The sequence below is a fragment of the Haemophilus sp. SZY H56 genome, from assembly GCF_054332415.1.
On sequence record NZ_JBTGNX010000047.1, the window covers coordinates 1 to 586 of the forward strand.

2 tRNA genes and 1 rRNA gene are annotated in these 586 nt (G+C 41.3%); all 3 read left to right on the forward strand.

The annotated features are described in order from the left end of the window. Positions 1 to 76: ribosomal RNA gene (locus tag ACXVWP_RS11115) — 16S ribosomal RNA — on the forward strand; the annotation flags it as partial. 82 nt (positions 77 to 158) lie between these two features. After that, positions 159 to 235: transfer RNA gene (locus tag ACXVWP_RS11120), tRNA-Ile, on the forward strand. 53 nt (positions 236 to 288) lie between these two features. Further along, positions 289 to 364 (forward strand) — tRNA-Ala (locus tag ACXVWP_RS11125). Positions 365 to 586: the final 222 nt, after the last annotated feature.

Sequence of the window (586 nt, forward strand, 5' to 3'; positions counted from 1 at the left end):
CACGGTATGATTCATGACTGGGGTGAAGTCGTAACAAGGTAACCGTAGGGGAACCTGCGGTTGGATCACCTCCTTACTAAAAATGAGAGACAATAAGTGTCCACACAGATTGATTGATATATTGTAGACAATATCGAGCAGAAAGCCGTTATTCCCTTGGGTCTGTAGCTCAGGTGGTTAGAGCGCACCCCTGATAAGGGTGAGGTCGGTGGTTCAAGTCCACTCAGACCCACCACTCAAACTGAGTGAGTGATGAAGGTGAATAGGGTGGTAAATAAACGATGATATGGGGATATAGCTCAGCTGGGAGAGCGCCTGCCTTGCACGCAGGAGGTCAGCGGTTCGATCCCGCTTATCTCCACCACTTATCATCGTTAAGTAAATTGACTGATTTAATGCTTAAAATGCTTTAATGAGTTTATTTAACGATGATAACTGAAAATGTTATTTATTTCTGTTCTTTAACAACCAGGAAACAAGCTGAAAAACTGAAGAGACTTTCAAGTCCTTTAAGGATAAGAAAAAGTCTGAGTAAGAATAAAATCTTGATTGAACAAAAGCAATCAAGTGTTTAGTTGAAAACACA